Below are 26,663 nucleotides of genomic sequence, written 5' to 3' on the forward strand. Positions count from 1 at the left end.
ATTATTAAGAGTTTTGCGATACTAATTCAAAATATTTAAAAATGAAACTAAAGTTCAATGGATTCTTAGTGCTTTTATTAGTACTAGTGGCGCAACTAACTTTTGCGCAAGAAAGAGCTGTTTCAGGAATTGTAACTGACAATTCAGGTATGCCTTTGCCAGGTGTAAGTGTATTGTTAAAAGGGACAAAATCTGGAACGCAAACTGATTTTGATGGTAAATTCTCTATCAAAGCATCAACAAGCCAAATTTTGGTATTTAGCTACATTGGGATGAAAACTCAAGAAGTAGCTGCAACTTCATCAACAGTTAATGTAAAATTAGCAGGAGATGCACAAGAACTTGAAGGTGTTGTAGTAACAACAGCTTTAGGTATTAAAAGAGAGAAAAAATCTCTTGGTTATGCTACTCAAGAAGTTAAAGGAGGAGATTTAAGAAACGGTACATCTAGTGGAAACTTCTTAAATGAACTTTCTGGAAAAGTTGCAGGTGTTAACATTACAAGAAACTCTAACTTTGGAGGTTCTACAAGTGCAATTTCTCGTGGTATCAAATCTATTTCTCAAACTAATGAAATGCTTATTGTAATTGACGGTATGCCAATTAACAACGCAAACACTTCTACTGATGGTTTGACATCTCAATCTACAGGTAGACAAGGTTATGATTACGGTAACACTGGTATGGATATTAACCCAGAAGACATCGAAAGCATCAACGTATTAAAAGGTGCTGCTGCATCTGCTCTATACGGATACTTAGCTGGTAATGGGGTTTTAATGATTACTACTAAAAAAGGAAAAGCTAAAAAAGGGCTTGGAATCACTGTTTCTTCTGAAGTAGTAAGCGGCTCTCCTGACAAAAGCACTTTCGTAAAATACCAAAAAAATTACGGTGCTGGTTACGGTGGTTCATTTGACACATCTGCTGACATTGATGGCGATGGTATAAAGGACAGAGTTGTGTATATGGGAGATGATGCTTCTGCTGGAAACAGATTTGATCCAAATCTTAACGTATACCAATGGGATGCTTTTTCTGCATATCCTGGTAATGCAAACTATGGTAAAGCTACTCCTTGGACAGCTGCTAAAAATGATCCAAATTCATTCTTTAAAAACTCACTGTCATTAGTAAACAGTATTGCATTTGAAGATGGAAATGAAAAAACAAACGTAGTATTCAATTTCACGAATACAAATCAAACTGGTATTTTACCAAATAGTGAGATTAAGAAAAACAACTTCAGTTTAAAATTAAACCACCAATTTACTGACAGATTATCGCTTAGTGCTTTTGCTAATTTCGCTAATCAAAATGCAGTTGGTAGAAATATGACTGGATATAGCGATAACTTTATTTCTGGTTTCCGTCAATGGTGGCAAACTAACGTTGACATCAAACAACTAGAGCAAGCTTATAATGCTTCAGGTGGACAAAATATTACTTGGAACAGAAAAACTGCTGACGATGGAGCTCCAAACTTCTGGAATAACCCATATTTTGAGCGTTACCAAAACTATCAAAATGATTCAAGAAATCGTTTTGTAGGTTATGCAAACTTCACATACAAAATTGCTGACTGGGTTTCTGCAACTGCAAAAATATCTACAGATACTTACGATGAAATTCGTGAAGAAAGAGTAGCTGTTGGTTCAGTAGCTAAAACTTTTGGAATCAATGGATTTGACGAAACTTCTGGATACCAACGTTACAACGGAAACTTCTCAGAACAGAATTACGATTTACTTTTTACATTTAAAAAGAATTTTGGAGAGAATTTCAACTTAACCGGAGTAGCTGGGGGAACAATAAAAAGAAATGTTTTCAACACAATCACTGCTTCAACTCAAGGAGGTTTAATTGTTCCTGAATTATACAGTTTATCTAACTCAAGAGTAAACCCTCCAGCTCCTTATGAAAGAGCTACTAAATTAGGAGTAAACAGTTACTATGCTTCTGCGTCTCTTGGTTATTTAGATACTTTCTTTATCGATGCTACTGCACGTAGAGATGCTTTCTCTAGCTTACCTGCAGAAGATAACGTTCAAAACAGTTATTCAGCTTCTGGAAGCTGGGTTTTCTCTAAAAACGTAAACGCAAGCTGGTTAACTTTTGGTAAATTAAGAGGTGGATATTCTGAAAGCCCACTTGGAACTCCAGGACAAGCTTTAATTGATACTTACTCTAAAATTGATGCTTTTAACGGACAACAACAATACTCTGTTAACAGTACGAAAAACAACCCATTCTTAGAGCCAATTAAAACTGAAACAACTGAGATAGGTCTTGAGATGCAATTTTTAAACAGAAGAATAGGATTTGATGTGAGTGCTTACAAAAACATCAATAACGGAGAAGCAATTCTTGTTCCTTATTCAACTTCTACTGGTAACACAAACCGTTATATCAATGCTGCTAATATTCAAAATAAAGGTATTGAGGTTCAATTTAACGTTACACCAATTAAAACTACAAACTTTGCTTGGGACATTAACGTAAACTGGTCTAAAAACGAAAACGAAGTTACTAAGTTAGCTGATGGAATTGAAAACTTACAAATTAGTTCTTTCCCTGGTACAGTAACATTGAACGCTGTAGTTGGACAACCTTTTGGAGTATTAAAAGGTACTGATTACACTTATACTGCTGATGGCCAAAAAGTTGTAAACCCTACAACAGGTAGATATGTAATTAATTCTTCTACGAATAACATTATTGGTAATGTTAATCCAGACTGGATTGGTGGTATCCGTAACAAATTCTCATACAAAAGTTTATCATTCAGTTTCTTAATTGATGCTAAACATGGTGGAGATGTATTCTCAACTGACTTATGGTACGGTGTAGGATCTGGTTTATCAGACGAAACTGGAGCTAATAATGAATTAGGTAACCCAAAAAGAAGCGCAGTTACTACTGGAGCTGATAGTGGTGGTGTAATCCTTCCAGGTGTATATGCTGACGGAACACCAAACACTACAAGAACAGCTTATGTAGTAGGTGGAGTTGTTACTAACGCTTACACTACTGCACCAAGAAGTGAATATGTTTATGATGCTGGTTTCATCAAATTAAGAGAAGTAAACATCACTTATACATTACCAACTTCTTTAGTACAAAAATTAAAATTAGTTGACGCTAAAATCTCTCTTATTGGATCTAACTTATGGATAATTCAAAAAAACCTTCCAGATGCTGACCCAGAAAGTGGATTAGGATCAAATGCAGGTTCTCTAGGACTATCTATCGGATCTACACCAACAACCAGAAATATCGGTTGTAACTTAACAATAAAATTCTAAGCTATGAAAAGTAGACTTCTTATATTAATACCAATTTTATCCTTGTTTGCATCATGCAGTGATGACATTACAGGATTAAATGCAGACACTAAACGTCCAACAACCACTCAGCCTCAATATTTGTTTACAAATGCTGAACATGCGTTAATGGACCAAGTAACAAGTACATCGGTAAACGTTAACGTTTTTAGATTGTATGCACAACAATGGACAGAAACTTTATACCCACAAGAAAGTCAATACGATCTTACAGGGCGTAAAATTCCTGATACACACTGGGCTGTTTTATATCGTGATGTATTAAGAGACTTTAAAGAATCTAAAAACCTATTATTAACTGAAAAAGCAAATTTTGTAGGATCTCCTGCTGATGCAAAAGTTTTAGATAATAAAATTGCGGTAATAGATATTCTAAGTGCTTATGCTTACGGAATTTTGGTTGATACTTTTGGTGATGTACCTTATACTGAATCATTAGATATTATTGGACATCCACTACCAAAATACGATGACGCTCAAACTATTTACAAAGATCTTATTGGTAAATTAGCTGCAGCTTCTGCATCATTAGATCAAACTAATGATAGTTTTGGTGATGCTGACCTTGTTTACGGTGGAGATACTGCAAAATGGGCTAAATTTGCTAATTCACTTCGTTTTAGAATGGCAATAAACATGGCTGATGCAGATCCTGCATATGCAAGTACTCAAGCATTAGCTGCTGTAAGCGCTGGTATATTTACACAAAATTCTGATGGAGCGTATTTACAATATGCAGAGGTTCAACCAAATGCTAACCCATTATATGTTGACTTAGTTGCTTCTGGACGTGATGACTTTTTGCCAGCAGATACTTTTGTTAACAAATTAAATGCACTTGCTGACCCAAGAAGACCTAAGTTCTTCACAGATTTCCCTGACGGATCAGGATCAGGAGTTTATACTGGTGGTGTTTACGGAGCTCTTAATACCTATGGAAATTACTCTCACATTACTGAGACTATTCAAGATCCAGAATATCCAGGAGTATTGTTAACTTATTCTGAAATTGAATTCTTGTTAGCTGAAGCTGCAGAAAGAGGTATTGCTGTTAGTGGAACTGCTGCTACGCATTACAATGCTGCAATTACTGCATCTATGCAAGATTGGGGTGTAGCACCAGCTGCTATTACAACTTACTTGGCTAGAACAGATGTTGCATACGCAACTGCTACTGGAACATGGAAACAAAAAATTGGAGAACAATCTTGGATCGCTCTTTACAACAGAGGATTTGAAGCATGGACTTCTTACAGAAGATTAGATTTCCCGGTTCTTGCTGCTCCAACTATTACATTTAATGAGCTAAAAGAAGTTCCTAAGCGTTACACGTATCCAGGAATTGAGCAAACATTAAACAAAACTAGTTACCAGGCTGCTGCTACTAAAATTGGTGGTGATACAGCTATAACAAAATTATTCTGGGATAAATTCTAATTTATTCTCAAATAAATATATTAAACCACTCTGTTCATTCAGAGTGGTTTTTTTTTATATAAACATTATACCTATATTTGCTGCATGGAAAAAGAACATCAAATATTTGGAATTAGAGCAATTATAGAAGCAATTCAGGCAGGAAAAGAAGTAGACAAAGTATTCATCCAAAAAGAAATTTCTGGAGAATTAATGAAAGATTTAATGAAAGTGATGAAACGCGCTAATATTAATTTTTCATATGTACCTGTAGAAAAACTAAATCGCTTAACACCAAATAACCATCAAGGTGCCGTTGCAACAATCTCTCCTATTGGATTTATTGATTTAGAACATCTTGTTGAGTCAACGATACAATCTGGTTCAAAACCATTATTTTTAATACTAGATCAAATTTCTGATGCACGTAATTTTGGTGCAATTATCAGAACGGCGGAATGTACCGGTGTAAACGGAATTATTGTTCAAAAAGCAGGATCAGCGCCAGTTAATGGTGACACAGTTAAAACATCTGCCGGAGCAGTTTTTAACGTGCCAATTTGCAAAGTAGAACATATTAAAGATGCAATCTTCTATTTACAAGGATCAGGAATCAAAACTGTTGCTGCAACTGAAAAAACCGATTCAAATATTTACGATCTCTCATTAAACGAACCCGTAGCAATTATTATGGGATCTGAAGACAGAGGTATAAACCCTTCAGTTTTAAAAATTGTTGATGAAAAAGCCAAATTACCAATGTTTGGAACAATTGGATCACTAAACGTTTCTGTTGCTTGTGGTGCATTTTTATACGAAGCTGTACGTCAAAGAAGTTAAATACATACTGTTGAGAATTTAAGATGGCAAAATAAATATTTAAATTATTAATTGATGTCTTCCAAATTTGTTCAAAGCATATCAATAAAAAAACTTTGCTGCATATTTGCGACATTTTTTTTTATGCGAATTGGTTATTGTCAAACAAAAACGTATGGCCAGTCCTGGAATGAAATACAATTCAACAATACAATAAATGAAAAATGGTCGACTGAGCTGGATTTAGCAAATTCCTATAGCAGTACTGAATCTTCTTCAAATATTTTTCAAAACAACATTCAAAGATCATTTAGAGGTTGGGGACATTATTATTTGTCTCCTCGTTGGAAATTATCTACATTTCTGGCTTATTACGACAATAAAGATGTTCCTGAAATTGGACAATTTAAATCCCCCGAATGGAGGTTTGCACTACAAGGCATCTATTATTTTCATAAAACAGGATATACTTTAAGCACAAGAGCTCGAATAGAACTCAGACACATGCGAAATGGAGATGACGACTATGAAAATGTTCTTAGATACCGCCAACAAATTAAATATATAAAACCTCTTAACAGTAAGATTCTTCGGGAAGGTGTTTTTTATGCCATAGCTTCTGATGAAATATTTTTTAAATCGGGCACAAAAGTAACGGGATTAAGTTTCTTTGATCGCAACAGATTTAACTTAGGCGGCGGTTATTTATTTACTGATGACATTCAACTGGAACTAACTTATGCAAATGAATATTTGCCACGAGATAATGAAAATCAAATTGTAAATGCAGCAGCGCTCACATTAACATTCAATAATCTTCTTGAAAATTTAAACAAAAAAATACATCACAAGCCCGAATCAAACGCAAACGAAGACTAAAATTATTACCTATTGCTTTTCTTCTTCTTTTTTCAAAAAACAATTTAATTGCTGTATTATCGCATCTTTGTGTAGTTTGAAATTATAATCCCTCACAAATTCAGTTCCTTTCATATTAATTTCTGCAACCACAGCTTCAAACTTAGAAAAGGCTTCTACATCTTTATCTTCCATTAAATATAAAACCTGCATAATAGAATCATTATGTCTGTATTGAGTATCATAATGCGATAACTTATATTCTTTATTATCTGATAAATGAATAATTAAATCGTCTTTGATATTTTTTCCTTCTTTTTTAGACGGAAACGGAAAAGGCTGCAATGCTATAAAAAAATGTTCTTTATCTGTTACAATATTAATTTTTAAGGACTTTGATTTTGTAATATAAAAATCCGCAGGTTCAAAATAGTACATCATTGTTCCATCTCCCAAAACCCTGTTTTTTACCTCACACTGTGCTATCAATTTTGTACTTATCAAAACAAATAAAAATATGACTATTAAGTTTAGCTTTTTCATAATTTGGCAAATGAAATTAAAAACAACCTATACAAAAATAGTTATTTAATCTCAATCAAATCTTTCGCACTACAACTTATCGTCTAGTTCTGATTTAGTTATTGTATAATTCACAAAAACGTCTGAATTATAATAAGTAGAAAAAGTTTCAAATTCATCTTCAGGTTTCTCAGTATTAACAAAATTTCCATTCTCATCAAAATGTTTCATAAAGGCATCATCATCCGGATTAAAATCTGGTTTTTGCCATTCGTAAACAATTGGTTTTGTATATTCTGGTGCTTTATAAAGTAACGTTAATGCAAATCCTGTAATAAATCCTGCCAAATGGCCTTCCCACGAAATAGAAGCATCGACATCTGGAAAAACATACCAAATCATACCTCCATAAAGTAAAACTACTGCAAAAGAAAGGGCAACTAATCGATAATATTTTGTCTGGATGCCTTTAAAAAAAATAAAAGTTACCAAAACATAAATCAATCCACTGGCACCAATATGATAATTTGAACGACCAATAATCCAGGTAATCAAACCTGAAAACAAAATTCCATATCCAATTACTGCAAAAGATTGCTTTGGATAAAAAAATTGCAAAGCAGCAAGTAATACAAAAAGCGGAATTGAGTTATTATATAAATGACTTAAATTTTCATGAATAAAAGGACTAAACAAAATACCTTGTAAACCTGAAATATCACGCGGATAAATTCCATGTTGATAAAAATCGAAGTCAAACCGAATCTGAACCCAATAAATAATCCATAGAAAAAGCACAAAAAGAACAGGTAGACCAACAACAGCGGTAGAAAATTTAAAATGATTGTCTTTCATATATTCAACAATTGGATTCACATGGTAATATCAAAAAACTATCCAAATACAATTTACTGATAATTTGTCAGCTAAAACGTCAATATGCTTTGTTATGATTTGTAACCCTTTAAACTATAAAATTAAAATTGAAAATAGTAATTTTACAAAATGGAAGCACCTTTAGCCGAACGCATTCGCCCACAAAAACTGGAAGATTATATTAGTCAGAGTCATTTGGTTGGGCCAAACGGATCATTGACGCAACAAATTTCAAAAGGAATTATTCCGTCATTAATATTTTGGGGACCTCCCGGAACAGGGAAAACGACCTTAGCACAAATTATTGCGCAAGAGTCAAAACGTCCGTTTTACATTTTAAGTGCCATTAATTCCGGCGTAAAAGATATTCGCGATGTAATTGAAAAAGCAAAGCAAAGCGGCGGGTTATTTACTGCCAAAAATCCAATTTTATTTATTGATGAGATTCATCGATTTAGCAAATCTCAACAAGATTCTCTTTTGGCAGCAGTCGAAAAAGGCTGGATTACACTTATTGGTGCCACAACCGAAAACCCAAGTTTTGAGATAATTCCCGCATTATTATCACGTTGTCAGGTATATATTCTAAACGCTTTTACAAAACAGGATTTAGAAGCTTTATTGCATCGTGCGATGAAAACAGATGCCGAATTAGTTTCAAAAAATATCATTTTGAAAGAAACCGAAGCTTTACTCCGTCTTTCCGGTGGTGACGGAAGAAAACTGTTGAATATTTTTGAACTTGTGGTGAATGCTTCTGCAATTGATGAAATCATTATAACAAATGACCGTGTTTTAGAATTAGTGCAGCAAAATACTGTTTTGTATGACAAAACGGGAGAACAGCATTATGACATAGTTTCCGCCTTTATTAAATCTATTCGGGGAAGCGATCCTAATGGAGCCGTTTATTGGTTAGCACGAATGATTGAAGGCGGCGAAGATGTAAAATTTATTGCCAGAAGAATGCTTATTCTATCCAGTGAAGATATTGGAAATGCAAATCCAACTGCATTTATAATGGCAAATAATACTTTTCAGGCTGTTTCGACAATTGGTTATCCGGAAAGCCGAATCATTTTAAGCCAATGTGCTATTTATTTAGCAACTTCTCCTAAAAGCAACGCATCGTATATGGCTATTGGAAATGCGCAGCAATTGGTAAAACAAACCGGAGATTTACCCGTTCCAATTCATTTGCGTAATGCTCCAACAAAGCTAATGAAAGAATTAGGTTATGGAGAAGATTATAAATACTCACATGATTATGCCAATAATTTTGCTGAGCAGGAATTTTTGCCAGATGCTATAAAAGAAACGGTTCTTTACAATCCGGGAAGCAATTCAAGAGAGAATAGCAACCGCGAATTTTTAAAGAACCGTTGGAAAGATAAATATGGTTATTAAACCAAATTTTATATTTTAGAATTTAACTGAAACTTTTTCAGACACTAATTTATCATTTTGATAATATTCAAAATACCATTGATTGTCTTTGGCGTTTAAACTTCCTTGTATACCATCTTTTATTGCAATAAAAGAATCCGGTCTTGACGTTTTTAGCAGCTTCATTACCACTTTTGGCGTTTTATCAATTAATTGAAAACCATTTTCTGTTGGTTGAGCATACAGCAAATTCGGATCAGAAGTATCTGCAACAGGCGTTGTCGCTACTGCAACGGTTTCCATTGGAATTGCTGCAACATTTGGTGTAATTTTAGAAGAACTTGCAATTGCTTTACCGCTATATTTATAATGTAATTTTTGTACCGATACAAAAGCTAAATCAAGACTTTCCTTATAAGCTACATCATATTCTTTTTCTTTACTTTTTCCAATTTCTGATGTATAAATTACTTTTCCGTAGCAATCTTTAAACTCTAAAAAAAGTTTGGTTACCAAAAATCCGCTTTCTTTTTTTACATCAATGTATAAAAGCTGACAACGATCAGCGTATTCAGCAGGAATTTCTTCATTTGTATAAAACGCAGGAAAACCGGCTTTAATCAAATTAGACTTCGTTATTGTTGACAATCTGTATTGATTTTCTGTTTTAGTAAAATCATATTTCAACGGAATAATAACAGCTTTGTAATCATTTATCGATTGCGAAAATCCAACAACCGAAATTAATAAGGCAACCAGTAAAAATTTAATTTTCATAGTTATAAATATTTTTTTAGTTCTAGTAAGTGATTTATTTGTTTAATATTTTGTGGAGCTTCTATTTTTTTATCATTAAAAAAAATAGCGTCCAAGCCTGCATTTAATGCTCCGTTAACATCGGCATCAAGGCAATCTCCAATCATAATGCAATTTTCTTTTGAAGCCTGCGCTACATTAACTGCATAATCAAAGATAATACTATTTGGCTTTTTTACACCAGCCAGTTCTGAATTTGTAATTGTTGCAAAATAACCCGACAACAATGCATTATTTATTTTTTTATCCTGAACATTTGCAAAACCATTCGTAATAATGTGCAATTTATATTTCGGTTTCAAATATTCCAGAACTTCGATTGCACCGTCAAATAAGTGATTATTATCTGTAAGAGTTTCTATATAATCATTTGCAATCTGATCAATATCTTCATCTGAAATCTCAATATCTAAAGCATCAAACGAAAACTTTAATCTATTGTAACGAAGTTCCTGATGTGTAATTTTATCATGTTGATATAATTTCCAGCAAGCCTGATTTATGGGCATATATTTTTCAATAAAGTCCTCAATTTTCACACTTGGAAATCTTTCTTTAAAAATTCGATCAAAGGCAAGTTCAGAGTTTTTATCAAAATCCCAAAGTGTATGATCTAAATCAAAAAAAATGTCGGTTATATGCGTATTCATAATTTAAAAAATTCCTTCATCTACAAAACTATAATATTTTGTTTCAGTAATAATCAAATGATCTAAAACTTTAACATCTAAACTATCTCCTGCTAACTTTAGTTTCTTTGTAATTTCTTTGTCGGCTTCGCTTGGTTTTAAATTTCCCGAAGGATGATTATGACACAAAATCAAGCCTGTAGCACCATTTTCCATAGCTAATTTAAAAACAAGACGCGCATCAACAATTGTTCCTGTAATACCACCTTTGCTTAACTGCGATTTAGAAATTATTTTATTTGAATTATTCAGAAAAATTACCCAAAATTCTTCATGGGATAATTCTCCAATTAGAGGTTGCATAATTTCAAAAACTACTTTACTGGAAGTGATTTTCACCAAGTCGACAATTTCTTCAACTCTACGGCGTCGGCCCAATTCTAAAGCAGAAATAATCGTAATTGCTTTCACCTCTCCTATTCCTTTAAAATTCATTAATTGAGAAATAGATAATTTTGTTAAAGAATTTAGATTATGATCTACACTTGCCAGAATGCGCTTGCTTAAAGCAACTGCCGATTCGTTACGACTTCCGGAGCCAATTAGAATTGCCATTAATTCTGCATTAGTCAAAGCTTCTTTGCCTTTCTGCATTAATTTTTCGCGTGGACGATCTTCTTCTGACCAATCTGAAATTGGAATATAAGTAATTTCCATTTATTGCCCGGAATTAATCGATTTGCTCATGCAAATACTATTTGTTAATCCCACATAAGGTTCGTAGTTCTGCACAATTTTAAAACCTACTTTTTGATATAAACCAATAGCTTCAACTTGTTTATATAAAGTTTCTAAAATCATGTTTTCAAAGCCTTGATTTTTTGCCTCAAATTCCAGTTCTCTAATTATTAACTGCGCCAAACCCAAACCTCTGGCTTTTGGCGAAACGAACATCCGTTTTAATTCAACTGAATTTGCATTATACTTTTTAAAACAGCCGCAAGCAACAGGCTCATCTTCAAGATAAACAATGAAAACATTCGAATTAAATTCAATTAAATTATTTCCCCAATATTCTTTCTTCAACTCCGGATATCGCTCCCATAAAAAGGTATCGAATGTTTCAATCAAAAATAAAAAATCAGGATTTTCGCTGGTTGTTTTCACAACTCTTATACTTGGCTTCATCTATAAAAATCTTTAAAGGCTAATATATAAAAAATAAGAAAAATCACTCAATAAATTTTGAGAAAATAAAAAAGAGAAATCGCAGCTTTTCTATTTGCAGTGATTTCTCTTTAAAAATTAGATATATTTCGTTTATTCAATTAATGTTTTGACTTCATCAAAGTTCAATCCGCCGTAATTACCGGAACTCATCAATAGCAATGCAGAATTATCAAGATTTAAATGGAATAGATATTCTTTAAACTCAGTTGGATTCGTGTAAATAATTAAATCTTTTCTATTAAAAGAAGTCGCAATTTGCTCGTAAGTTACTTCTTCCAATTGTTTAATTTTTACAGCATCAGGAGAATAAAATACTACAGCAACATCAGCATATTCAAGTGCGCCTTCATATTCTTTCAAAAATTCAGCATTTAAACTGCTATACGTATGCAATTCTAAACAAGCCACTAATGTTCTGTTTGGATATTGTTCTTTAACGGCTTTAGTTGTTGCAGCAACTTTACTTGGCGAATGCGCAAAATCTTTATAGGCCACTTTTCCTTTTCCTTCAGCAATTTTTTCAAGTCGTTTTGAAGCACCTTTAAAACTCGCAATTGCTTCATAAAAATCGGATTCGTCAACGCCCATGTTTTGACAAATCCATTTTGCTCCGGCAAGATTATTTAAATTATGTGCGCCAAAAACTTCAATTGGCATATCTCCTTCTGGCGTTTTTAGCAAAGTTACACCGTCACTAACTGTATATTCAGGAGTATGATATGCTAATTTACGAATTGGATTTACAGCAGCCTCAGAAACACGTTTTACTTCCGGGTCATTTTCGTTATAAACCAATATTCCGCCATTTGTTATTTTACCAATAAAAATTTCAAATTGCTCCACATAGTTTTCATACGTTGGAAAAACATTAATATGATCCCACGCAATTCCAGAAATTAAAGCAATATTGGGCTGATATAAATGAAATTTTGGACGTCTGTCTATTGGAGAAGATAAATATTCATCACCTTCAAGAACCATAAAATCATTTTCTTCCGTAAGATGAACCATTGTATTGAAACCCTCTAATTGAGCTCCCACCATATAATCAACTTCAATATTATGATAATGCATAACGTGTAAAATCATCGAAGTAATGGTTGTTTTTCCGTGAGAACCACCAATTACAACACGCGTTTTATTTTTAGACTGCTCGTACAAAAATTCAGGATACGAATAAATCTTCAACCCCAATTCCTGCGCTTTTAGCAATTCCGGATTATCAGCTTTTGCATGCATTCCTAAAATAATAGCATCAATATCAGCCGTGATTTTTTCAGGAAACCAGCCCATTTCAGCAGGTAAAATTCCTTTTTTTTCCAATCTTGATTTTGACGGCTCAAAAATAGCATCATCGCTACCTGTTACCTGATATCCTTTGTTATGCAATGCTAATGCCAGATTGTGCATGGCACTTCCGCCAATGGCGATGAAATGTGTTCTCATTTAAAATTCCAATTTTTAAGTTCCAAATTCCAATTTGTTGAAATTTAGTCTTTGAGATTTAATTATTATGACTCAAACTTTTGTTTTAATTCCCTCGCCTTTTTAGGGTCTTTTAATTTATTCAAATATAAATTATATAATTTTTGAAATGTGATTTTTGATTTACCAATTTCATGCGCTTTAATATAATTTTTTTCTGCCAAAGTATATCGCTCAAAATAAACGTCAATTCTTCCTCGTGACAAATAACCATCAACCGAAGATAATTGTGCTAATTGATTTGAATATGAAATTGCTTTTGATTCGCTTCCGCCTAAAATTCCCGGCAATTGCAAATATATTTCGATCAGCGCCCATCTTGCCGGAATATGTTTGGGATCCAGAATAATGGCTTTTTCAAATGATTCTTTCATTTCACCAACCATTCCCAAGGCTTTCAATCTGTTTACTTCTACGGCTCTCATTGCTAAACAGCCGCCATATTTATAAAAATAATCAGCTGTTGTAGGTCTTAATTCTTTCAATTTTTTGAAATATTCAGCCGCTTTCACCCACGATTTTTGATGCGCTTCGATTTCGCCCAAATAATCCATCGTTTTTATATCTAAAGGTTTAGATTTTAAAACTTCTTCAAAAAGAGGCTGTGCTTCCTGATATTTTTTGGCCTGAAATAATTTTTCTGCCTTATCAAAATTCGATTGTGACCATATTAAAATGGGCATCAATAAAAAAAAGAATAGCAGTTTTTTCATGTCTCAAAAATAATGAAATATAAGAAGTATCATTTAGTTTTATGTAATAAAATAATGTGCATAAAAAACCCGACAAGTTTCAGAAACCTGTCGGGTATAATTTTAGAAATCAATAAAACTATTTTACAATAGTCAATTCATCAATAATATTTTTAGCTCCAGCATATTTGTCGATAATCCAAAGAACATAACGAATATCTACGTTAATAGTTCTTTGCAATTTAGGATCAAAAATAACATCACCCGCCATAGCTTCGATATTTCCGTCAAAAGCAATTCCAATTAATTCTCCTTTTCCATTAAGAACCGGAGAACCGGAATTTCCACCTGTAATATCATTATCTGTTAAAAAGTTTACTGGCATATAACCTGCTTTATCAGCATACTGACCAAAATCTTTTGCTTTGTTCAACTCTAATAAACGTGCCGGTAAATCAAATTCCTGATCTCCTGCTTTATACTTTTTCACCATACTTTCCATAGTAGTATAATTATTTATTTTAGCATCATTACGTGGATCTGCAGGCAAAGCGCGAACTTTTCCGTAAGTCAGTCTTAAAGTAGAGTTTGCGTCAGGATATTGAATCGCATTTAATTTAGACTCTCTTAAACCTTCAACCAATTCACGGTAAGCAATTGCAAAACCATCGTCAGCTTTTGCCTGATCATCCGTTTTAGTACGGTATTTTGTCAACAAATCATTAGAAATAATATACAAAGGATCGTGTACAATTGCCAAAGGTTTTGGATCAGCCATAAAAGCCAATACTTTCTCCTTAGTCGTAAAATAACTCACTTCGGTTGCTTTTGTTACATCTGCAGTAAAATCACCATTATTCTCTGTTTTCATTTTAGCGATTTGTGTTGCTAAACCATATTCACCAGCTTTAGAAGCATATAAGTTCAATTGCGCAGTTAACAAATCTTTTTCAAGCGGTGCATAAAACTCTCCGTAAATATTATCGATCATTGTATTAATCTTCGGTAACATTTCTGCTTTTTTAGCATCATTTTCAGCATAATAAGCAATCAAAGCATTTCCTAAATTTGCAGGTCCGGCTGCATAACCAGAAGTACGCAAAAGCTGCATTAAGTAATTATCGTGACGCGCTTTTAAATTCGTTTCTCTGTAATAATCATTAATAGTTGGAATTACATTCTCATATTTTTGACTATTTGCAGGTTTAGTTGCCCACTCATAAAATTTATCTTCCTGTGCCGTTTTAGCATCTACAGTTCCCGCTTTTGTTAAAGCGTCGATCATTCCCTGACGGTTTTTCCAGTAGTTTGCTGTCGAGGCATATTTAGATGCGTACTGCAAACGAACTGTTGCATCTTTATCCATATACTTTTTCATTTGGTCCATTCCGGTTTTTGCACCTTCAACCCATGCAGGATAAGCAAATTTTATGTTTTGCTCAATTCCGCCAGCAGGCATCCAACGATTTGTTCTTCCCGGATATCCAAGAATCATGGCAAAATCATTTTCTTTTACACCTTTAATACTTACAGGTAAATAATGTTTAGGTTTTAAAGCCACATTTTCTTTAGAATAAGCTGCAGGATTTCCGTCTTTATCAGCATAAACTCTGAACATAGAGAAATCTCCCGTTTGACGAGGCCACTCCCAGTTGTCAGTATCTCCACCAAATTTACCAACACTTTCAGGAGGCGTTCCTACTAAACGAACATCTGTATAATCCTGGTAAACAAAATAGTAATATTCATTTCCCTGAAAGAAAGGACGAACAGAAACGGTATATTTTCCGCCTTCATTATTCTCTTTTTCGATCAAAGCAATTTCTTGCTGAATGATTTTGTTTCTTTCCGTTTCAGACATTGTATCATTTACTTTTGATAAAATTCTTTTAGAAACATCGTCCATACGTACGAAGAAACGAACGTATAATGATTTAGGTTTCATTTCGGCACTTCTTTCCTTTGCCCAGAAACCATCTTTCAAATAGTTTTGTTCTGCCGAAGATAATTCTGCAATTGCATTATATCCACAATGATGATTTGTTAAAACCAATCCGTCTTTAGACACGATTTCAGCAGTACAACCACCATTAAACTGTACAATCGCATCTTTTAAACTATGGTGATTAATACTATAAATTTCTTCGGACGTTAATTGCAAGCCCATTTTTTCCATATCTCTATGGTTCAATCTTTCGATAAACATCAAAAACCACATTCCTTCATCAGCTCTTACCGGAAAAGCCATCAAACACATGGTCAAGAATAAAATTATTTTTTTCATATTATTTTGTTTAAGTCATGCGAATATAACTCATTTTCGCAACAATACATAATACTATCCATCAAATACAAAAGATAATAAAATTATATCGCCTCCATTTTACGAAATTCATAATTTATCAAAATCGGATATAAAATCCCTCTTCTGATTATTAATAATTACAAACCTTATTAAAATCTAATGAAAAGAATAATTAAATTTTTAAAATTCAAAATATATTATAAAAATTAACTTTCAAATTAAAATAAATAAAATAAATCATTTCTTACAATTTTCTTTGTATAAATTTGCTTCAACTAAAAAACAAACAAAATGAAAAAATTATTATTAGCAGTTGCATTACTAGTTGTTACAATAGCTAGCGCACAAAAAGGTTCAATGTTATTAGGAGGAAATGTTGGATTTACATCTGAAAAAATTGACGATTTAAAAACCGAAAATTTCGAATTTTCGCCAAAAGTAGGATATCAATTTGCTGACAAATGGACTGCAGGAGTTGAAGGTTCGATTATGACTTTGAAAACTACAGGATTTGAAAAATCAGAAAAATACACAATTGGAGGATTCTTACGTTATGCAACTCCGCTTTCTGAATTATTTTCTGTTTATGCAGATTTAGGAGCAGGTTATCAAAACACTTCTTTAAATAATGCAAAAGGAATGTACGCAAGTCTTACGCCGGCATTATTTATTAATATGAAAAGAGGATTTGGTTTAAACTTCTCTATTGGAGGTCTTAGATACGATAATCTTGATGGTAAAAATGATCCAAGACAAGAGCGTATAGGTTTTGATTTTGGAAAAACATTTAACATCGGAATATCTAAAAACTTCGGATTATAATCTTTTTTCTTTCCATAAAAAAGAATACCCGAATGCTTTTGTTTTTTTCGCTAAAAAACGAAAACCCGACAATAAATTGTCGGGTTTTTTATTTTATAAAGATGAAGATATTATTCGTTCAGCATTTTCCAAAGTTTATCTTTTAAATCTGTTAAACCTTGCTGTGCAACAGATGAAATAAACATATAAGGAATATCCTTAAAAGCAACATCTAATTCTGTTTTTAATTCAGCTTTAAGTTCGTCATCCAGCATATCGCATTTAGAAATTACCAAAAGACGTTCTTTGTCCAGCATTTCAGGATTATATTTCGTTAACTCATTAACCAAAATATCGTATTCACCTTTAATATCCGGCGTATCAACAGGAACCAAAAACAACAATGTTGAATTACGTTCAATATGACGCAGAAAATAATGTCCTAACCCTTTTCCTTCGGCAGCACCTTCAATAATTCCGGGAATATCAGCAATTACAAAAGACTGATAATCTCTGTAAGCAACAATTCCTAAATTTGGTTTTAAAGTTGTAAAAGGATAATCGGCAATTTTTGGTTTTGCAGAAGTTAATACAGACAATAAAGTTGATTTTCCAGCATTAGGAAATCCTACCAAACCAACATCAGCCAAAACTTTAAGTTCTAAAATCACATCCATTTCTACACCCGGTAAACCAGGCTGTGCATATCGTGGCGTTTGATTTGTTGAACTTCTAAAATGCCAGTTTCCTAAACCGCCTTTTCCGCCTTTTGAAAGAATTCTTTTTTCGCCATCTTCCGTAATTTCAAATAAAGTTTCTCCGGTTTCCTTGTCTTTTACAACAGTTCCTAAAGGCACTTCGATAAATTTATCTTCTCCATCTGCACCCGTACTACGATCTCCCCCTCCGTCTCCACCGTGTCCGGCTTTGATATGACGAGCAAATTTTAAGTGAAATAATGTCCACAAACCTTTATTACCAACCAAATATACGTGTCCACCGCGACCACCATCACCACCGTCCGGGCCTCCTTTTTCAATAAATTTCTCCCTATGTAAATGTGTAGATCCTTTTCCTCCCTTTCCGGAAGAAACATATATCTTAACATAATCTACAAAATTTCCTTCTGTCATTTTCTTTAATTTCAGATCTTAGATTTTAGATCTTAGATTGCTCTAAATCGTATTACTAACTTCTATTGTTTTTAGTATTCTCAGCTTCGTTTTCAGTGCAAACTGCGACTGAATACTGTGACTGAAAACTATTTTTATTATCTCTACTCTTTAAGTGCTTTTACCAACACCTTATCAATCTTTACGCCATCCATATCTAACACTTCAAGCACAAATTTTTGCCAATATAATTTTTCACCTTCTTTTGGAATATGTGAAAGCTCCGTCATAATCATTCCGCTTACCGTGTTTACTTCGTAATCGTTTGTCAATTCGTCTAACTCAAAATAAGTTAGAAAATCGTGCAGCGAATAATGTCCGTCAACCAGCCATGAACCATCTTCTCTTTCTATTAACTGAAATTCATCTTTATAAAATTCAGATGCATCGCCAACTAAAGCTTCCAGAATATCATTCAAAGTAATAATTCCCTGAAAAACACCATATTCATCAGAAACCAAAGCATAATGAACTCCGGTTCTTTTAAAATTCTCCAACGCTTTATAAGCCGTTGTCTGCTCCATTAAATAAGGAGGATCTGTCATTATTGCCGATAAATCGAAATGTTCTGTTTCGATGCTGGCAAATATATTTTTCAGCGTTACAATCCCTACAATATCATCGTAGTTGTCACTATAAATAGGATAAACAGTATGTAAATCCAATAAAACCAATTCCTTAATTTTGGCTTTATCAGCATTTAATGGCAGCATATCAACTGATTTGCGATGTGTCATTAACGAATTTACCTTTCTGTCGCCAATATGAAAAACACGTTCTACAATATCCTGTTCAATTTCCTGAACCTCTCCAACCTCAGTTCCTTCTTTTATTATGGCTTTAATTTCTTCTTCCGTAACTTTTCCGTCAGCAGTGGGTTTTATCTGAAAAACATTCAGTAAAAAATCTGTCGACGAAGTTAATAACCAAATAAACGGTGCCGTAATAATCGAAACTACTTTCATTGGCATCGCCACCATTTTAGCAATCGATTCGGGATAATTTAAACCAATACGTTTTGGAAGTAATTCTCCTAAAACCAATGAGAAAAAAGTTAAAACTACAACTACAATTCCTACCGCAACTGAATGTGCGTAGGGTTTTAAAGCTGCAAATCCGCTTACAAAAACCTCAACATCCATTGTGATTTTATCACCGCTGTAAATACCCGTCAAAATACCAATTAAAGTAATTCCTATTTGTACCGTTGATAAAAACTTGTTTGGCGAATTGGCCAGATCCAGGGCAGTTTTGGCACTTTTATTTCCTTTTTTAGCGGCTGTTTCCAGTCTGCTTTTTCTTGCTGAAATAAGTGCAATTTCAGACATGGAGAAAACTCCGTTTAATAGTATTAGAAAAAATATTATTAGTATTTCCATTTTTGAGTTTAAAGTTTAAAAGTTTAAAGTTAAATGTTTTCCGAAAACTTATCTAAAATTTCCTTCTAAACATTTAACTTTAAACTTCAAACAGATTTTATTACAAATTATCTATAACTGATGTTAATCGCTCTGTAATTTCTTCAATAGTTCCTATACCGTTTACGGCATGAAACTTATTTTGTGCTTTATAATAACCAATTAATGGCGCTGTTTTTTCGTTGTATTCCTGATATCTTACACGAATTTTTTCTTCGTCCTGATCATCCGGTCTTCCGCTTGTTTTTCCTCTTTCTAATAAACGCGCTACCAAAATTTCATCATCAGCTTCTAAAGCAATTGTTGCTGTAACACTTGAACCAATAGTTGGTAAAAATTTATCTAAAGCTTCTGCCTGTTCTAATGTTCTTGGATATCCGTCGAATAAAAAACCATCTGAATCTAAATGTTTATTTACTTCATCGATTAACATTGCTGTAGTAACTTCACAAGGAACCAATTCGCCACTGTCCATGAAAACTCTTGCTTTTTTTCCTAATTCGGTATCATTTTTTAAATTAAAACGAAATATATCTCCTGTAGAAAGATGTGTTAATTTGTATTTTTCTTTTAAAAATTCTGCCTGAGTCCCTTTTCCTGCTCCAGGCTTTCCAAATAAAACGATGTTAATCATAATGTTAGTTTTTCTTTACTTCCTGATGTTAATCGAAGAAGTTTAAAATGAATATATAGTTGTGTTTTGTTTAAAATTATTCGGCTAATTTGTATACCTCAGGTAGATTGCGCCCCAAACCATCATAATCCAAACCGTAGCCTACAATGAATTTATTTGGAATTCTGATTCCAACGTAATCAATCTTGATATCTTTTTTATACGCATCCGGTTTAAAAAACAGAGTAGCGATTTTAAAGTGCTTCACGTTTTGCGCTTTAAATAAATGTTTTAACTCCTCGATCGTATTTCCTGTATCGATAATATCCTCGATAATAACAACCGTTCTTCCGGACAAATCCTGATTAATACCAATTAATTGTTTTACATCATTGGTACTTTCTGTTCCTTCATAAGAAGCCATTTTAATAAATGAAACTTCACACGGACTTTTATATTTTTTCAGAAAATCAGAAACAACCATAAATGCGCCATTTAAAACACCAATAAAAATTGGGGTATCATCTGCAAAATCATCTTCAACCTGGGCAACTATTTTTGTTAAAGCAAAATCAATTTCTTTAGCCGAAATAAACGGAACAAATTGTTTATCGTGAAGTTGTATCATTATTTTGTATGTTTAAAACAAGGGACAAAGATACAGAATTAGAACTAAAATCTAAGTATCAAAATAGTAGCTTGATTTATTTTTTTATGAATGTTAAATATCAGTTAATAATTACAAAATGTACCCTCTGAGTATTTTTAATTTTATTAAATTGTTGCTATATAAATATTTAACCCCAAAACACAATGAAAACAACCATACAATTATTTTCGGTTTCATTATTGACGTTAATGACTGCCTGCAACGGACAAGTTAAGAAAGAAGAAAAAGAAGCCTTGGCAAAACAACCCGCCAACATTGTAAAAACTGCTATTGGTGATATTACTTTACCACCGCCATTTGCAACAGAATCTAAAACAAATAACAGCAAAGTTATAGGCTGGCCAGAAGGAAAAACGCCAGTTGCGCCGCAAGGTTTTACGGTTACGAAATTTGCTGATGGATTCGAAAATCCGCGTTGGACTTATATTGCACCAAACAATGATATTTTTGTTGTAGAAAGCGGTACAAGAACCAGTAAAAATCAGATTACGGTATTACGTGATAAAGATAAAGACGGCAAATTTGAAACGCGCGAAGTTTTTATATCCGATTTAAACAAACCTTTTGGAATGCTTGTTCTAAAAGATTTTTTCTACATCGCCAATACAGATGGTTTATATAAATATCCATACAAAAACAATCCTTTGAAACTTGAAACTAAAGGTGTTAAAATTCTTGAACTTCCGGCGGGAGGTTATAATAATCACTGGACAAGAAATTTACTTGCCAATACTGACGGAACAAAAATCTATGTTTCGGTTGGATCAGGAAGTAATGTTGGTGAAAACGGAATGGACAAAGAAGTGCGTCGAGCAGATATCTTAGAAATTAATCCTGACGGAACGGGCGAAAAAATCTACGCATCGGGACTTAGAAACCCGGTTGGTATGGACTGGAATCCTGTAAACAAGGAACTTTGGACGGCTGTTAATGAACGTGATGAATTGGGCGATGATTTGGTTCCGGATTATATTACAAGTGTAAAAAAAGATGGTTTTTATGGCTGGCCGTATTCTTATTATGGCAATATTTTAGATCCAAGAATGAAAGGCCAGCGCAAAGATTTAGCTGCAAAAGCAATTGTACCTGATGTTCCGGTTGGTGCTCACACAGCATCATTAGGATTGGCATTTTATAGTAAAGATGCTTTTCCTGCAAAATACAAAAACGGAGCTTTTGTTGGACAGCATGGTTCTTGGAATCGCGCAAAAATTTCTGGCTATAAAGTAATTTTTGTTCCTTTTGAAAACGGAAAACCTTCCGGAAAACCAGAGGATTTCTTAACCGGTTTTATTTCTGATGAGGCAAAAGCAGAAGTTTACGGTCGTCCCGTTGCGGTTACCCTTATGAATGACGGATCGCTTTTGGTAAATGATGATAGTGGAAATACAATTTGGAAAGTTACAGCAAATAAATAAATTCTAATATTATCAAAGAATCCTCAATTTAAGCCTTTTCTTGTCATTTCGACGGAGGAGAAATCACACTAGAAACTCCACAATCAAAATCGCCAATCTTTGTCGAATCCCGAGTGTGATTTCTCCTCCGTCGAAATGACACGATTGTGTTTAAAAGTTACGCCAACCAAATTAATTATAAACCTTCTTATGATCCCAAAAAAATATTGCTTTTTTGTTTTTACGCTTTTTGTTTCTCTAAACACTTTTGCGCAAGAACAAAAAAGCAAAACTATTGATTCTGTTAAAACAGAAAAACTCAAAGAAATTGTAATCAGCCCGCTTCATATCAACAATAGTTTATTAGATACGCCGGCTTCCATTGGAATTTTATCCAAAAGTGAACTTCTGCAAAATAATTCTACAGATATAACAACGGTAATCAATACAGTTCCGGGTGTATTTATGCAGTCCTCTAATTTTACAACAAGTCGAATTTCGATTCGCGGAATTGGAGCAAGAACTACTTACGGAACCAATAAAATCAGGGCTTTTTATGGCAGCATTCCGCTAACGTCAGGAAACAGCGAAACGGTAATTGATGATATTGATCTTGAAAACCTCAACCAAATTGAAATCATAAAAGGACCACTTTCCAGTATTTACGGAGCAGGTTTGGGCGGTGCAATTTTAATTTCACCTCAACTTTCAAAAACAAACGGACAAAGTGCCGGCATAAGTTCTGTTTTTGGCTCTTACGGTTTATTAAAAAATAGTTTAAATTATAGTTTGAACGAAAACGAAGGCAGTTTAAACATTAGTTATCATAATTTAAAAACCGATGGCTGGCGCGAAAACAGCGCGTATAATCGGGAAGGAATTACACTTGCCGGAGAATTGTTTCGAAAACAAAACAGCAAACTGAGCTATTTTACCAATTATACTTATTTAAAAGCCTTTATTCCGAGTTCTATCAATAAAGATGCTTTTGAAAATAATCCACAATCCGGAGCTGCAACATGGGTTGCTTCAAAAGGATACAAAGAATATAAATCGACTTTGAGCGGATTGGCTTATGATTTTAAAATCAGTGACAACGTAAACAATTCAACTTCGGTTTTTATCAATTATAAAGACAGTAACGAGCCCAGACCTTTTGACATTTTGCGTCAATATACTTTTGCAACGGGAGCGAGAACGCAATTTTCGGGCAATTTTAAAATTAAAGAAACCGGAATAGATTTCATTGCAGGTGTCGAATATTTTACAGACACTTACAGCGGAAATACTTTCGAAAATTTATACCAGCAAAATAACGGTCAGGGAAGTCTGCAGGGAAATCAACTTACAGAAACAGATCAGAAAAGACATTTCTACAATATATTCTCGCAGCTTAAAGCTTCACTTTCAAAATATTTTGAAGTTCAGGCAGGAATAAATTACAATAAAACAAGATTTGAACTTACCAATTATACCGAAAATTCAGATCAGGAATATAGTTATGACGGTATCTTTTCGCCACAATTATCGTTGCTTTTCAAACCAAATAAAGAACAGACCGTTTACTTTTCTGTAAGTCGCGGATTTTCATTGCCCGCTACAGAAGAAACCTTAACAAGCGAAGGCACAATTAATACAGATATAAAACCTGAAAACGGTTATAATTTTGAACTTGGCGGAAAATTTTATTTTTTCAACAAAAAACTTTACACTGAAATTTCTGTATACCGAATGGAAATCAAGGATTTATTGGTTGCAAAAAGAGTTGGAGACGATCAATATGTTGGTGCAAACGCCGGAAAAACATTTCACGAAGGAATTGAGATTACCTTAAATCACAATTGGCAAATAAACAGATTTTTTGTTTTGAATTCTTATTTAGGAGCTTCTTTAGGGAAATATGAATTTAAAGAATTTGTTGACAGTGGAAATGATTATTCAGGAAATAAATTAACGGGCGTTCCTGCTAATAAAGTCAATGTGGGTTTGAGTTTGAATACCCGTTTAGGAATTTACTTTAATGCCGATTATCAGTTTGTCGATGCAGTTCCGATGAACGATGCAAATACTGCTTTTTCAGACTCCTATAATATTATCAATCTAAAAACAGGTTATCGATTTGAAATTCTGCCCAATTTAACTTCTCATTTAGCGGCAGGAATAAACAATGTAACCAATGAAAAATATGCTTCGCTAATTTTACCAAATGCCGTTGCTGTCGGAAATGCAAGTCCGCGATATTACTATCCCGGTTTACCCGTAAATTATTACGGTACTATTTCATTAAATTACTTATTTTAGATGCATTATACCAAACCAACCCCAACCAAAATGCTATCTGAATTGCACAAAAAACTTGATTATGTTAATGCCTACAGAGAAAACCGACTAAAAGTTGCGAATGAAATTTTAGAAAATCAGTATTTATTTAATGATTTGGTTTCGATTTGTTTTTCTCCATCAGACAAAAACAACCATAAAGCCTGCTGGATTCTGGAATTTGTATCGTATGAAGAATTGATCTGGCTGCAGCCGCATCTTGATTTTTTCTGTTCTAATTTAAAGCATCTTAAAGATGAAAGTGCCATTCGCCCAATTGCAAAAGTGGTTCAGCTTTTAATAAAATCGCATTATAAAAAAAACGAAAACAGCATTTTACTATCCGAAGAAAATCTTCAAAACTGCATTGAAATTTCTTTTGACTGGCTGATAAACGATGTAAAAGTCGCCACAAAAGCCTATTCTATAAGAACATTATATGTTTTAGGAAATTATTACGACTGGATTCATCCTGAACTTCAAATTATTTTAAACAAAGATTTTGGAGATCATTCGGCGGCATATAAAGCTGTTGCAAAGGAAGTTTTGAAGAAAATAGAATAAAAAAAAATAATCTCATTGCATACATCATGAAATTCATGAAATTCGTGGCAAAAAAAAGATTAAAAAGTATCTTTGCAAAAACACAACTACAATGAATTATTTTTCTTCTGATTTTAAATTAGGAATATTAGGTGGCGGACAATTAGGCAAAATGCTGTTGTCTGACACTCGAAAATTTGACATACAAACTTATGTTTTAGATCCAAGCGACGAAGCGCCAAGTAAAATTGCCTGCAACAAATTCTTTAAAGGCGATTTGATGGATTATGAAACGGTTTACAATTTTGGAAAACAAGTCGACGTTTTAACTTTTGAAATTGAACTTGTAAATCTTGATGCTTTAACGCAATTAGAAAACGAAGGCGTAAAAGTATATCCGTCTCCAAAAACATTAAAAGGAATTCAGAATAAAGGAATTCAAAAAGCTTTTTATACCGAAAGTAATATTCCAACCGCAGCTTATTTGCGATTTGATTCTCCGGAACATTTGCAGAAATCAGTTGGAAATAACGAAATAACAATTCCGTTTGTATGGAAATGTACCGAGTTTGGTTACGATGGAAATGGCGTAAAGGTAATTCGTCAGATTTCTGATATGGATGATTTACCAAATGTAGAATGTATTGCTGAAACTATGGTTCCATTCAAAAATGAATTGGCTGTTATTGTAGTAAGAAATCCATCGGGAGAAATTAAAACATATCCCGTTGTCGAAATGGAATTTCATCCCGAAGCAAATCAGGTAGAATACGTAATTTGTCCGGCAAGAATCGACGAAAAAGTTGCCGAAAAAGCCAGAGCAATTGCTTTGAATGTTTCCGAAAAATTCAATCACGTCGGGCTTTTAGCAGTTGAAATGTTTCAAACCAACGAAGATGAAATCCTGGTAAACGAAGTTGCTCCCCGCCCGCACAATTCGGGTCATTATTCTATCGAAGCAAGTTATACATCACAATTCGAAAATCATTTACGCGCTATTTTAGATCTTCCGTTAGGAAATACAGACAGTAAAGTTGCCGGAGTTATGGTAAATTTAGTGGGTGCCGAAGGTTTCTCCGGAGATGTAGTTTACGAAAATATCGAAACTATTTTAGGCTGGGATGGCGTTACGCCGCATATTTACGGTAAAAAACAAACAAGACCTTTCAGAAAAATGGGTCACGTTACAATCGTAAATGAAGATATGAACGAAGCAAGACGAATTGCAGAACAAGTTAAGAATACAATTAAGGTAATTTCGGAATAATTAAAAAATTTAAAGATTGAATGATTTAAAGATCATCATAGTCATCTTTAAATCATTCAATCATTTAATCTTTAAATAATAATAA

General features: G+C 33.5%; 23 protein-coding genes. 10 read left to right on the forward strand and 13 right to left on the reverse strand.

Features of this window, described 5'->3' with window-relative positions:
* The first annotated feature begins 41 nt into the window (after positions 1–41).
* The 4 genes from OLM54_RS13510 to OLM54_RS13525 all read left to right on the forward strand — a co-directional run bounded on the left by OLM54_RS13510 (position 42) and on the right by OLM54_RS13525 (position 6,458).
* A complete protein-coding gene (locus OLM54_RS13510) occupies positions 42–3,305 on the forward strand; it encodes a SusC/RagA family TonB-linked outer membrane protein (protein WP_264535111.1) in 3,264 nt (1,087 codons plus the stop codon).
* Positions 3,306–3,308: 3 nt separating this feature from the next.
* Positions 3,309–4,781, forward strand: a complete 1,473-nt coding sequence (locus OLM54_RS13515) for a SusD/RagB family nutrient-binding outer membrane lipoprotein (protein WP_264535112.1) — start codon at positions 3,309–3,311, stop codon at positions 4,779–4,781.
* An 84-nt stretch (positions 4,782–4,865) separates the two neighbouring features.
* A complete protein-coding gene (gene rlmB / locus OLM54_RS13520) occupies positions 4,866–5,600 on the forward strand; it encodes a 23S rRNA (guanosine(2251)-2'-O)-methyltransferase RlmB (RefSeq protein WP_264535113.1) in 735 nt (244 codons plus the stop codon).
* A gap of 123 nt (positions 5,601–5,723) precedes the next feature.
* On the forward strand, positions 5,724–6,458 hold the full coding sequence (locus OLM54_RS13525; RefSeq protein ID WP_264535114.1) for a DUF2490 domain-containing protein: 735 nt from the start codon (positions 5,724–5,726) through the stop codon (positions 6,456–6,458).
* A gap of 9 nt (positions 6,459–6,467) precedes the next feature.
* Here OLM54_RS13525 and OLM54_RS13530 read toward each other — a convergent pair whose 3' ends face one another.
* Both OLM54_RS13530 and OLM54_RS13535 read right to left on the reverse strand, forming a co-directional pair.
* The gene (locus OLM54_RS13530; protein WP_264535115.1) at positions 6,468–6,980 is read right to left on the reverse strand and encodes a hypothetical protein; all 513 of its coding nucleotides are present in this window, start codon (positions 6,978–6,980) and stop codon (positions 6,468–6,470) included.
* Between the two features lie 69 nt (positions 6,981–7,049).
* Positions 7,050–7,814, reverse strand: a complete 765-nt coding sequence (locus tag OLM54_RS13535; RefSeq protein WP_264535116.1) for a rhomboid family intramembrane serine protease — start codon at positions 7,812–7,814, stop codon at positions 7,050–7,052.
* A gap of 150 nt (positions 7,815–7,964) precedes the next feature.
* On the opposite strand from OLM54_RS13535, the gene OLM54_RS13540 reads away from it, so the two are divergent.
* Positions 7,965–9,242 (forward strand): replication-associated recombination protein A, encoded by a 1,278-nt coding sequence (locus OLM54_RS13540; protein ID WP_264535117.1) that lies wholly within the window; start codon positions 7,965–7,967, stop codon positions 9,240–9,242.
* A gap of 15 nt (positions 9,243–9,257) precedes the next feature.
* On the opposite strand, the gene OLM54_RS13545 is transcribed toward OLM54_RS13540, so the two are convergent.
* The 7 genes from OLM54_RS13545 to OLM54_RS13575 form a co-directional block, all read right to left on the reverse strand.
* Entirely contained in the window at positions 9,258–9,998 is a 741-nt protein-coding gene (locus OLM54_RS13545; protein ID WP_264535118.1) for a hypothetical protein, read from the reverse strand.
* A gap of 2 nt (positions 9,999–10,000) precedes the next feature.
* Positions 10,001–10,687: a YjjG family noncanonical pyrimidine nucleotidase gene (locus OLM54_RS13550; protein ID WP_264535119.1), complete on the reverse strand. Its 687-nt coding sequence runs from the start codon at positions 10,685–10,687 to the stop codon at positions 10,001–10,003.
* 3 nt (positions 10,688–10,690) lie between these two features.
* The gene (gene radC / locus OLM54_RS13555) at positions 10,691–11,383 is read right to left on the reverse strand and encodes a RadC family protein (RefSeq protein WP_264535120.1); all 693 of its coding nucleotides are present in this window, start codon (positions 11,381–11,383) and stop codon (positions 10,691–10,693) included.
* Positions 11,384–11,854 carry a GNAT family N-acetyltransferase gene (locus OLM54_RS13560; protein ID WP_264535121.1) on the reverse strand — a complete coding sequence of 157 codons (471 nt, stop codon included), beginning with the start codon at positions 11,852–11,854 and terminating at the stop codon, positions 11,384–11,386. It abuts the gene before it with no gap.
* Between the two features lie 132 nt (positions 11,855–11,986).
* Entirely contained in the window at positions 11,987–13,342 is a 1,356-nt protein-coding gene (locus OLM54_RS13565) for a UDP-N-acetylmuramate--L-alanine ligase (RefSeq protein WP_264535122.1), read from the reverse strand.
* Positions 13,343–13,407: 65 nt separating this feature from the next.
* On the reverse strand, positions 13,408–14,094 hold the full coding sequence (locus OLM54_RS13570; protein ID WP_264535123.1) for a tetratricopeptide repeat protein: 687 nt from the start codon (positions 14,092–14,094) through the stop codon (positions 13,408–13,410).
* Positions 14,095–14,212: 118 nt separating this feature from the next.
* Entirely contained in the window at positions 14,213–16,357 is a 2,145-nt protein-coding gene (locus OLM54_RS13575) for a S46 family peptidase (protein WP_264535124.1), read from the reverse strand.
* A gap of 312 nt (positions 16,358–16,669) precedes the next feature.
* On the opposite strand from OLM54_RS13575, the gene OLM54_RS13580 reads away from it, so the two are divergent.
* Positions 16,670–17,200 carry a porin family protein gene (locus OLM54_RS13580; protein WP_264535125.1) on the forward strand — a complete coding sequence of 177 codons (531 nt, stop codon included), beginning with the start codon at positions 16,670–16,672 and terminating at the stop codon, positions 17,198–17,200.
* A gap of 110 nt (positions 17,201–17,310) precedes the next feature.
* Here OLM54_RS13580 and obgE read toward each other — a convergent pair whose 3' ends face one another.
* The 4 genes from obgE to hpt form a co-directional block, all read right to left on the reverse strand.
* Entirely contained in the window at positions 17,311–18,312 is a 1,002-nt protein-coding gene (obgE, locus tag OLM54_RS13585) for a GTPase ObgE (RefSeq protein WP_264535126.1), read from the reverse strand.
* 143 nt (positions 18,313–18,455) lie between these two features.
* Positions 18,456–19,730 carry a hemolysin family protein gene (locus tag OLM54_RS13590; RefSeq protein WP_264535127.1) on the reverse strand — a complete coding sequence of 425 codons (1,275 nt, stop codon included), beginning with the start codon at positions 19,728–19,730 and terminating at the stop codon, positions 18,456–18,458.
* A 100-nt stretch (positions 19,731–19,830) separates the two neighbouring features.
* Complete coding sequence (locus tag OLM54_RS13595; protein ID WP_264535128.1) at positions 19,831–20,403, reverse strand: adenylate kinase; 573 nt, start codon at positions 20,401–20,403, stop codon at positions 19,831–19,833.
* A 76-nt stretch (positions 20,404–20,479) separates the two neighbouring features.
* Positions 20,480–21,010, reverse strand: a complete 531-nt coding sequence (gene hpt / locus OLM54_RS13600; RefSeq protein WP_264535129.1) for a hypoxanthine phosphoribosyltransferase — start codon at positions 21,008–21,010, stop codon at positions 20,480–20,482.
* A 185-nt stretch (positions 21,011–21,195) separates the two neighbouring features.
* On the opposite strand from hpt, the gene OLM54_RS13605 reads away from it, so the two are divergent.
* The 4 genes from OLM54_RS13605 (at position 21,196) to OLM54_RS13620 (ending at position 26,578) form a co-directional block, all read left to right on the forward strand.
* Positions 21,196–22,470 (forward strand): PQQ-dependent sugar dehydrogenase, encoded by a 1,275-nt coding sequence (locus OLM54_RS13605; RefSeq protein ID WP_264535130.1) that lies wholly within the window; start codon positions 21,196–21,198, stop codon positions 22,468–22,470.
* 189 nt (positions 22,471–22,659) lie between these two features.
* A complete protein-coding gene (locus tag OLM54_RS13610) occupies positions 22,660–24,750 on the forward strand; it encodes a TonB-dependent receptor (RefSeq protein WP_264535131.1) in 2,091 nt (696 codons plus the stop codon).
* Positions 24,751–25,332, forward strand: a complete 582-nt coding sequence (locus OLM54_RS13615) for a hypothetical protein (protein ID WP_264535132.1) — start codon at positions 24,751–24,753, stop codon at positions 25,330–25,332.
* 91 nt (positions 25,333–25,423) lie between these two features.
* A complete protein-coding gene (locus OLM54_RS13620; RefSeq protein ID WP_264535133.1) occupies positions 25,424–26,578 on the forward strand; it encodes a 5-(carboxyamino)imidazole ribonucleotide synthase in 1,155 nt (384 codons plus the stop codon).
* Positions 26,579–26,663: the final 85 nt, after the last annotated feature.

This window comes from Flavobacterium sp. N1736 (genome assembly GCF_025947065.1).
Classification (GTDB): Bacteria; Bacteroidota; Bacteroidia; order Flavobacteriales; family Flavobacteriaceae; genus Flavobacterium.